A 9,100-nucleotide genomic window follows, 5' to 3' on the forward strand; every position below is an offset into this window, starting at 1 on the left:
TGTTGAGTTTGAGCTTGAGCTAATCGTGCCGCTGTGCGGGTTTGGGTGTAGAGTTCGGCGTGGTCGATCGCGATCGCCAGTTGAGCAACTACCGCTTGCATCAGTTCGACTTCCGAGTCGCTCCAATTTCGCATGGAAAGGGTTTGATAGCAGGTAATCACCCCAATATCGCCGGAAGCAGTATGAATTGGCAGGGACAGCACTGAGTTAAATTTTGAAGCCTGGAAAAGTTCGCGCAATTTTACATCTTCAAAAGTGCTAACATCATCAATTCGCAGAATTTCTCGTCGCAAAATCTGGCGCACAGCGAAACAAGATTTGTCGTCTATAGGATAAGTGCCGATAATAGTGGGCAAATCTACATTCTTGGCTTCAAAAGTTACGTCCCAAACCGGAGGATTCGTGTTGGGGCGATACCAAGTGAAAATGCACCAATCTAGGTGCATCAAATTGCGAATTTCTTGAACGGCGGTTTGTACAATGGTGTATAAATCTAAAGAAGTGCGGATTTGGTTAGCAATTTGATTGAGCAGTAGTTCTCGCTGAGCTTGTTGTCTGAGTGCTTGTTCCGATCGGACTAAAGTTTCTTCTGCAAGTTTGCGATCCGTTAAATCTTGGAGCACTGCTTGGATGATTTTTTCATTTCCAACCTCGATGATTGTCAGCACGACTTCTGCGGGAAAATCAGTACCGTCTAAGCGCTGATGAACCCAATCAAAACGGTGCTTTCCCCGCTCAAAAGCGATCGCTATCATTTCGTTAACCAAGCTCAAAGAATCTCTGCCGTTGGGTTGGAAAAGAGGCGAGAGTTTGCCGGGATTTTGGCCGTACAACTGTTGCGGGGTAGTACAGCCGAATAGTTTTAGGGTGGCTGTGTTGGCATCGGTGATGGCATTGTCACGTAACATAAAAACGGGCAAACTGGTTAATTCGTAGAGCGATCGAAATTTGGCTTCCGACTGCTGCAATGCGGCTTCTGTTTGCTTGCGATCGGTAATGTCGGCAACCATTGCCAAAGCACCCACATAGCGTCCCTGTTTGTCAGCCAAAGAATTAGTAGAAACCATCGCCCACAAGTCCCTGCCGTCTCGGCTACGGAACTTAAAATCGAGCTGTTCGCGAATTCCTTCACGGCGGCGTTCGAGACTGACTTGTGCGAGTGCGATGCCTTCTGCATCCATGAAATCAAATAGCGACTTCCCGATCATTTCCTCTGGAGTGCAGCCGAGCATATCGGCCATTTTTTGGTTGACAAAAGTAGTTTTACTATCCGTATCTATCATCCAAATTCCTTCGTCTGCTGTCTCGACAATGCACCGATATTTTTCCTCGCTTTCCCTGAGCGCTTCTTCTGCTAATTGGCGAGCAGTAATGTTTTGAGTCATTAGCAATCCGCCGATAATTTCTTGCCGTTCGTTTCTGACTGGCAAAGCATAACCGAGGTAAACGCGATCGCTATAAATAATTTCTGTAACAACTGTTTGTCCTGCCAGTGCCGCCCGATAAGTTGGCTCGATATCAGCGCAAACATCTGGCTCGAATACTTCCCAGATTGTCTTGCCTTCCATGAGTTCTTTGGAAAGCCCCACTGCTGATAATTCTGTACCTTCTACCAGGGTGTAGCGCATTTCTGGATCGAACAACATCACCGCACCGTTGGGAAAGTTGCTTGCCATAGTGCGGTAAAGCTCTTCGCTTTTTTGCAGCGCAGCTTCTGCTTGTTTGCGATCGCTAATGTCAATGATGACTGCACCGATGCCGAGAGCCTCGCCATCTTTGTCTAGCAAGGGAAAATAAGAGCCTGTCAGGTGCCGGACAAACCCCGGCTTTCTGGGATTGTCACCACTCATCTCTATATTAATTAAGGGTTGTTTCGCCCTCAAAATTTGTTCGTACAAAGGCTCTACAATAGGAGCGATGTTCGGCAATATTTCCCGTACAGTCTTGCCTATGTGTTCTTCAGGACTCAGGCAGTTTATTTGTGCTAGAAATTGATTGATTTGCACGTACCGCAGTTGGGAGTCCAAAATGCAAAGTCCTGCAGGTGCCTCCTTCAAAAAGGCATCAAATAGTGCTTGTCTCTGGGCTAACTCTTGTTCTAAAGCTTTGCAAATACTGAGATCTGTTAAAGAGCAAATCATCCCCACAACTTCTCCCGTTTGGTCTTTCAATAGCGAAAGCATCAGGTGCGAGGAAAATATTTCTCCTGATTTTCGGCGTGTTATAACTTCTATTTCATGCTCGCCTTTTTTTTGTAGCGGTTTGATGACTTCCTCTAATAAAAATTCGTGCTTTTCAGGCGGGTAAATTAGAGAAATGTGCTGTCCGATAGCCTCAGTTTTTTCATAGCCGTATAACTTTTGGCAGGCTTGATTCCACATGGTGATCCAGCCGTCCATATCTGTAGAAATCACCGCTTCGTGAATTTGGTCGATAATTTGACTTTGGAGACGCAATTTTTCTTGAGCCTGTTCCAGTTCGGAAAATTTTTCTTCGAGTAGTTTCTGAGTTTTTTCCAGTTCTGCAGTCTGCTTGGTCAGCAATTTTTCTAGATGTGAATTGCTCTGCAGCGGCGCTGATTCCAGCGGTTCGCTATTTTCCTGCTGAGAACTAAAATTTTCTTCAGCGCTTAGCCAAATCGCGCACTCTCCCCCTATTTCAATTGCCCGCTCGGAAACTCGCACGGGTACGAGATGGTTATTTTTATGTTTGTATGCTGCTTCGCACAGGTGCGTATGGCTATTTTTTACTTGACATTCTAAATATTTTTCTGGGGGCGCGCACTGTGTTTGCTGAATTTCCCAGTAGTTGAGGTGGAGAGTTTCTGCAACTGTGCGGCCGATAATACTTGCAAAAGCTGGATTTACGTCGAGAAAAGTCCCGTCTGTCCGGCACAAGGCTAGCCCGATCGGGCTGAGTTGTAACAATTTGCGGTGGGAGCGATCGCGCTTGGCTTTTCCTAACTGGCTTTGCATCTGACCTAGCTGGACTTGATTTATTTAATTATATCTTTTTATGTTGTTTATTGCTGTGACTTTTATCCTTCATTAAGCAAGAGAGAAGAAGGAAGAAGGAGGTCTTCCTTCTTCCTTCTATTAATCGCGGGCAAGACCTTCGGATCTGGCGGCTAACTGCACTGCACCGGCGACAGCAATGGCAACTCTTTCATCAAAAACAGACGGTATAATGTGCTCTTTGTCAAGCTGGGAAGGACTGACTAAAGAGGCGATCGCATAAGCTGCTTCCAAATACATAGTGGGCGTAATCGTGGTTGCTTTGCAGTCCAAAGCACCTCGAAATATCCCCGGAAATGCCAAAACATTATTAATTTGATTTGGGTAATCGCTGCGTCCGGTTGCGATAATCGCCGCATCTTCCATAATTAATTCTGGCTGGATTTCGGGAATGGGATTTGCCATGGCAAAAACAATGGGATTCTCGGCCATCGAACGCACCATGGAGCGGGTGACTACGCCTGGGGCGCTGACGCCTAAAAATACATCGGCACCGGCGATCGCATCTTCCAAAGTACCGCTCGAAGCGACGGCAAATTCTAGTTTTTCTGGGTTCATATCCGTGCGGTCTTCGGAGAGAACGCCTTTGGAGTCGCACATGATGATGTTTTGGGCACCTGCTTTACGCAGCAAGCGGGCGATCGCGACTCCGGCCGCACCGGCTCCGTTAATCACGATACACACTTCTGCGATTGTTTTTTTGACGAGTTTCAAGGCATTAATTAATGCTGCCAAACTGACAATTGCAGTGCCGTGCTGGTCGTCGTGAAAAATTGGAATATCTAAGGTTTCCCGCAATCTTGCTTCGATTTCAAAGCAGCGGGGAGAAGAAATATCTTCGAGGTTAACGCCACCAAAAACCGGGGCGATATTCTGCACTGTGCGAATAATTTCCTCCGTATCTTGGGTATTCAAACAGATAGGAAAGGCGTCAATACCTGCAAATTCTTTAAATAGCATGGCTTTACCTTCCATGACTGGCAGTGCGGCGGCAGCGCCGAGGTTTCCCAGTCCCAAAACTGCGCTACCGTCGGTAACAATGGCAACAGTATTTTGTTTGATTGTGAGGTTATAAACTTGTTGCGGGTCATTGGCGATCGCCGTGCAGATGCGGCCGACTCCAGGGGTGTATGCCATTGCCAAATCTGACTGGCGTTTGAGGGAAATTTTGCTAACTACGCTGATTTTTCCGCCGCGGTGCAAGTTGAAAGTGCGATCGTACACGTCGATCACTTTGATATCTGGGAGTCCTTTCACTGCTTGCACTATTTCTTCATTGTGCTCGAGGCTGGAGGCATCAACGGTGATATCACGAATTGTAGTGGCGCGGGTTTGCTCGATCAAGTCGATTTGGCCGAAGTTGCCGCCGACAGATGCGATCGCGCTGGTGACTCTTGCCAGCATTCCCGGCTGGTTCGGCAGAGCAACCCGAATTGTTAAACTAAAGCTGGGGTTTGGTGTCAGTTTTACCATGATGCCTGGATTTCAGATTTGAGAATTTCAATCTTAGATTTTATCGCCAATGTTAGGCATAAAATTTAATAATTCAAATTTTCAACTGAAATTTTTCACAAATTCTATGAGGCTGTGATACGATCGCTGTGCACTGCCAGGGGTTTCGCTGGAAAACTGCTCTTTTTTTGAGTAAAGCTTTGCTGTGTTTCTAGCTAGTGACTCTCCCACAAACAGTCTATTTTCTGTCAATTTCCTAGCGAACTACGAATATGAAGCGCGGGGGTAAAAACCGTGTTTCTGAGGTCAACCTGCGGAACTATTATCTATTTTTGAGAATATTTCTGCTTATTCTGAACATCAGCAGATATTTCGCAAAAATCTATTTGCCAGCGATACCGCCTCATTCCTGCTGCTGTCTTTTGAAGCGAGACACCCAGGAACGTTGATGCGGATTTTTGATTTCCTTTATTGGGAATGTAAAAAGTAGATGCACGGCTGTTTGAGCCGGCAGGTAAAAATCTGAGCGACTGACAAGCGGGCCTTTGATATATATTTTGTCTGCTTGTTTAATACTTGCCAAGGATTGCGAGTGCAACCTTGCCAACGATCTAAATTACCTGCACGCTTTGCCCGATAATTCCACGGACTGTAACTAACAGACAATCTACCCCGCGCCACAGCCACAGGTTCAGCCGAACCTTGTTGAGTTGCTGGTTGCTAACTGTCAATTTTACCGATCGGCCGCAGCATCGGCCCATATAATTGTAAAGAATTTGCAAGCCAGACAATCTGGGGGAACTTTTTCTAAATCTTGCATATCTACTGGTTGCTCTGCTTCGCTGCCGGGGGGAACTATGCACAGAGCAACTTGTCCGACTCCAGCCATGAGTTCGGCAACTCGCTCCAAAATGCTGTCCATTTTTTCCATTAGTTGCTCTGCTGCATCCAGACTCGGCGCGATGATGAAAAAGGTTTTGACTCCATCGGGACAAGGGGCAAAGCCGAGGGTACACTCTCGTAATAGTGCTTGGGTGGAGAGACTGAAACCGTCGTAGAAGCGATCGATTACTGCTTGATAAAAGGCTTGGGTCAGAGAGCGATCGCCAAAAATAGGTTGAGATAACATAACTACTTCCTTTCGTAGGATTTTTGGGAGCATTGAAAAAATTTTAACATACCTTAATGTAAGCGATTTAACAAAATGATCTAGCGATCGAGATCATTGACTAGATGTGATAATTTTTAATTTGTGTAGCGATCGCAACTGTGATAAAATGTACTCTGTGCTATTACCGTCAGTGCTTTTGATCGCATCAGCAGCTCAAAGCGAAGTACAAAATTTCCTAGTAGGTGAGGAGAGGAGGAGAGGACGAGAGGAAGAGAACCAGAGGGAAATTACCTAAGTAGTAAGAGTATTATTGGCAAAAAGTCATTAATCTAGAGTTAAAAATAAACATCCAATCAAAATATTAAACATGAACTCGATCGCCCAACAGTTAAAAGCAAAATTTGAAAAAGCATTCACCGCTGCATTCGGCGAAAGTTATGCAGGTGCAGATCCGATGCTAGCCGCCGCCAGCAATCCCAACTTTGGGGACTTTCAGTGCAACGCGGCGATGAGTTTGGGGAAAAAGTTAGGAAAGCCGCCGCGGGCGATCGCCTCGACAATCATCGAAAACCTAGATATTACTGACATCTGCGAAACCCCAGAAATCGCCGGGCCCGGTTTTATCAATTTGAAGCTGAAACCGGCTTATTTGGAAGCGCAAATTAGTGCGATCGCCGGCGACTCGCGTTTGGGGATTGAACCGGCGAAAACGCCTCAGACAATCGCGATCGACTTTTCGAGTCCGAATATAGCCAAAGAAATGCACGTCGGACACTTGCGATCGACAATCATCGGAGATGCGATCGCCCGTACCCTCGAATTTCAAGGCCACGACGTACTCAGAATCAACCACATCGGCGACTGGGGCACCCAATTCGGAATGCTGATCGCATACTTGCGCGAAGTTCACCCCGAAGCCCTCACAACCGCTGACGCCCTAGACTTAGGCGATTTAGTCGCATTTTACCGCCAAGCAAAACAGCGCTTTGACACAGACGAAACCTTCAAAGAAACCGCCCGCCAAGAAGTAGTAAAACTGCAAGCAGGCGCCGAAGACACCCGCCGCGCTTGGAAATTGCTGTGCGATCAATCGCGCCGCGAATTCCAAGTAATCTACGATTTGCTAGATATCAAATTAACCGAACGCGGCGAATCGTTTTACAATCCTCTATTGCCCGCAGTCGTCGAAGATTTAACCAATCTAGGTTTGCTAGTAGAAAGTGACGGCGCGAAATGCGTTTTTGTAGACGGCTTTACCAACAAAGAAGGCGAACCACTGCCGCTAATCGTCCAAAAAACCGACGGCGGCTACAACTACGCGACAACAGATTTAGCAGCAGTGCGCTACCGCATCCAAAAAGACAATGCAAAGCGGTTAATTTATGTCACCGATTCTGGACAAGCCAACCATTTTGCCCAAGTATTTGCAGTAGCCAGAAAAGCCGGTTGGATTCCTGAAGATGTCGAAATTGTGCACATTCCCTTCGGTTTGGTATTGGGCGAAGACGGCAAAAAACTCAAAACTCGTTCTGGGGAAACAGTGCGGTTGCAGGATTTGTTAGATGAGGCGATCGTCCGCACGCGCCAAGATTTAGAAGAGAGATTAAAAGTCGAAGAAAGACAAGAAACTGAGGAATTCATTGCTAACGTATCTCGAACAGTTGGTTTGAGTGCGGTTAAGTATGCCGATTTAAGTCAAAATCGCGCCAGCAACTATATTTTCAGTTACGACAAAATGCTCGCATTGCAAGGAAATACCGCTCCTTATATGCTGTATGCTTACGTGCGCGTGCAGGGAATCCGCCGCAAAGGTGAGATTAATTTTGATAATTTAGATGCTGGTGCGAAAGTGATTTTGCAATCAGATGCCGAGTTGGTATTGGCAAAGCATTTATTGCAGTTGAATGAAGTAGTAAATGCTGTAGGCGGCGATTTGTTGCCGAATCGCATTTGTCAGTATTTGTTTGAATTGAGTCAAAAGTTCAATCAATTTTTTGAGCAATGTCCGGTTTTGAAAGCTGAGGAACCGTTGCGGACTTCGCGGTTAATTTTGTGCGATTTGACGGCGAGGACTTTGAAGTTAGGTTTGGAGTTGTTGGGGATTAAGGTATTAGAGAGGATGTAAATTTTTAACTCTTGTGAAACAGGCCAGATTCCAGGCGATGTAGGGGCGGGTTCGCTAACAATAATTGCCTGAAACCAACCATCTCGAAAACCCGCCCCGGCCTGATTACTAGAAAAAACGTTCATAATCATCGTGGTTTCCAATCCAAAACCATGTCACGGTATCTCCTTGTAAAATCCCCACTGCTGGATAGCCGCGCGTGATTCTCGCAGACCAGATATTTTCTTCCTGGTTGATGCACTTGAAGTGCAAAGATCGATGAAAGGGATTTTCTAGCCAGAAACCATAAGCTTTTCTAGGTTGCTCTTTTACTCTACTGTCAAGAGAATTGTATTTTTCCCAAAAGGAAGGAAGGGTGGCAGATTTCATAACTCATTAAGTTTCATTTCCTGTGCCTTTCCTTCAGCAATTTCTTGTTTTGCGCGTTGGGCAGCAGCCACAAGTTGCGGTTGCGTTTTCTTGAAAGATTCGTCCCATTGAAGCTCATCTTTTAAGTCTGCGATATACTCTTTCAAGTATTCCGCTACTTGCTGCTGTAAAGTTTCTGGCAGAGACTGCATCATCTCGATCGCTGTATCAATTCCTTCCCATAGTTCAGAAAGCGGTACAGTCTCTCCTGTCATTGCTTCGTGCCATCCTTGACGAAAACAGTCTTCGGCTGACTTCAGCGGTTCCTCATCCGCAAGAACAATAACGCGAACTCGGCGATCGGCAAATTTGGCTGATTGGGCGAGAATTTCTTCCCACGTTCCCTCTAGTTCTAGTAGTTGTGTTGTCATTTTTTTCATGGAATTGTGACTAAGTTTATTTTAGCGTGTGAAGAAGTGCGATCTAGTAGAATAACAGTAGCTTAAGGAATTATGGAGAAGAATTTAGAATCACTTTAATACCTTTTTCCACTCTCTGAATTTCTGTCCATTGCGAATCAATCCAGGCTCTTTCAGCCTGACGTTGTGCAGGTGTTTCTTGCTGATATCTATCTTGCTTTTCCAGAAATTCATTGTAAAATCTCAGGGCTTTAACTAAAGCTCGACTTCCTAGTTTTAATCTGTCATCAAAGATTGAATTAATGAAGTTATCCAGCGCGCTTGAAACCTGCTTTTTAAAATTTAAAACCTCTTCCCAAAAAAGATCGCCTAAACGGTGTTTGGATAAATTATCCAGAGCTGGAATAAGTACAGACCTCAGTGATTTGGTATTTTCAGGCAAGTAAACAGTCGGCTGCTCAAATTTATTTGCTATCTGGCTAAAAGTGAAATTAATGTGATGAGTCCACACATTTTTTGTCTGCTTATCTAAATTTTGGAAATACTGGGTAAGGACTTTTAAGTTAATCGTGCTAAGGTCTTGATAAACCAGATCCAGGCTGCGCTTAATGATTTTATCGATTTCCATACA

The 9,100-nt window shown here is 45.4% G+C and carries 7 protein-coding genes; 1 reads left to right on the top strand and 6 read right to left on the bottom strand.

The window, feature by feature from the left end; all coding sequences use genetic code 11:
• The 3 genes from QUA45_RS26260 to QUA45_RS26270 form a co-directional block, all read right to left on the bottom strand.
• The coding region (locus QUA45_RS26260; protein WP_333222691.1) for a PAS domain S-box protein at nucleotides 1–2,975 on the bottom strand (2,975 nt) is incomplete at its 3' end.
• Between the two features lie 120 nt (nucleotides 2,976–3,095).
• Nucleotides 3,096–4,487 (bottom strand): malic enzyme-like NAD(P)-binding protein, encoded by a 1,392-nt coding sequence (locus tag QUA45_RS26265; protein WP_333097802.1) that lies wholly within the window; start codon nucleotides 4,485–4,487, stop codon nucleotides 3,096–3,098.
• A gap of 712 nt (nucleotides 4,488–5,199) precedes the next feature.
• Nucleotides 5,200–5,595 (bottom strand): hypothetical protein, encoded by a 396-nt coding sequence (locus tag QUA45_RS26270; RefSeq protein WP_333097804.1) that lies wholly within the window; start codon nucleotides 5,593–5,595, stop codon nucleotides 5,200–5,202.
• Between the two features lie 349 nt (nucleotides 5,596–5,944).
• Between QUA45_RS26270 and argS the strand changes: the two genes are divergently transcribed.
• Nucleotides 5,945–7,702, top strand: a complete 1,758-nt coding sequence (gene argS, locus QUA45_RS26275; protein WP_333222693.1) for an arginine--tRNA ligase — start codon at nucleotides 5,945–5,947, stop codon at nucleotides 7,700–7,702.
• A gap of 108 nt (nucleotides 7,703–7,810) precedes the next feature.
• Here argS and QUA45_RS26280 read toward each other — a convergent pair whose 3' ends face one another.
• The 3 genes from QUA45_RS26280 to QUA45_RS26290 all read right to left on the bottom strand — a co-directional run.
• Nucleotides 7,811–8,071 (bottom strand): ParE family toxin-like protein, encoded by a 261-nt coding sequence (locus QUA45_RS26280; protein ID WP_333222694.1) that lies wholly within the window; start codon nucleotides 8,069–8,071, stop codon nucleotides 7,811–7,813.
• The gene (locus QUA45_RS26285; protein ID WP_333222696.1) at nucleotides 8,068–8,481 is read right to left on the bottom strand and encodes a hypothetical protein; all 414 of its coding nucleotides are present in this window, start codon (nucleotides 8,479–8,481) and stop codon (nucleotides 8,068–8,070) included. The genes QUA45_RS26280 and QUA45_RS26285 overlap by 4 nt, the downstream gene beginning before the upstream one ends.
• 79 nt (nucleotides 8,482–8,560) lie before the next feature.
• Nucleotides 8,561–9,100, bottom strand: a 540-nt coding sequence (locus QUA45_RS26290; RefSeq protein ID WP_333222698.1) for a hypothetical protein, incomplete at its 5' end; no start/stop codon positions are given.

The sequence above is a fragment of the Microcoleus sp. Pol12A5 genome (genome assembly GCF_036701435.1).
Lineage (GTDB): Bacteria > Cyanobacteriota > Cyanobacteriia > Cyanobacteriales > Microcoleaceae > Microcoleus.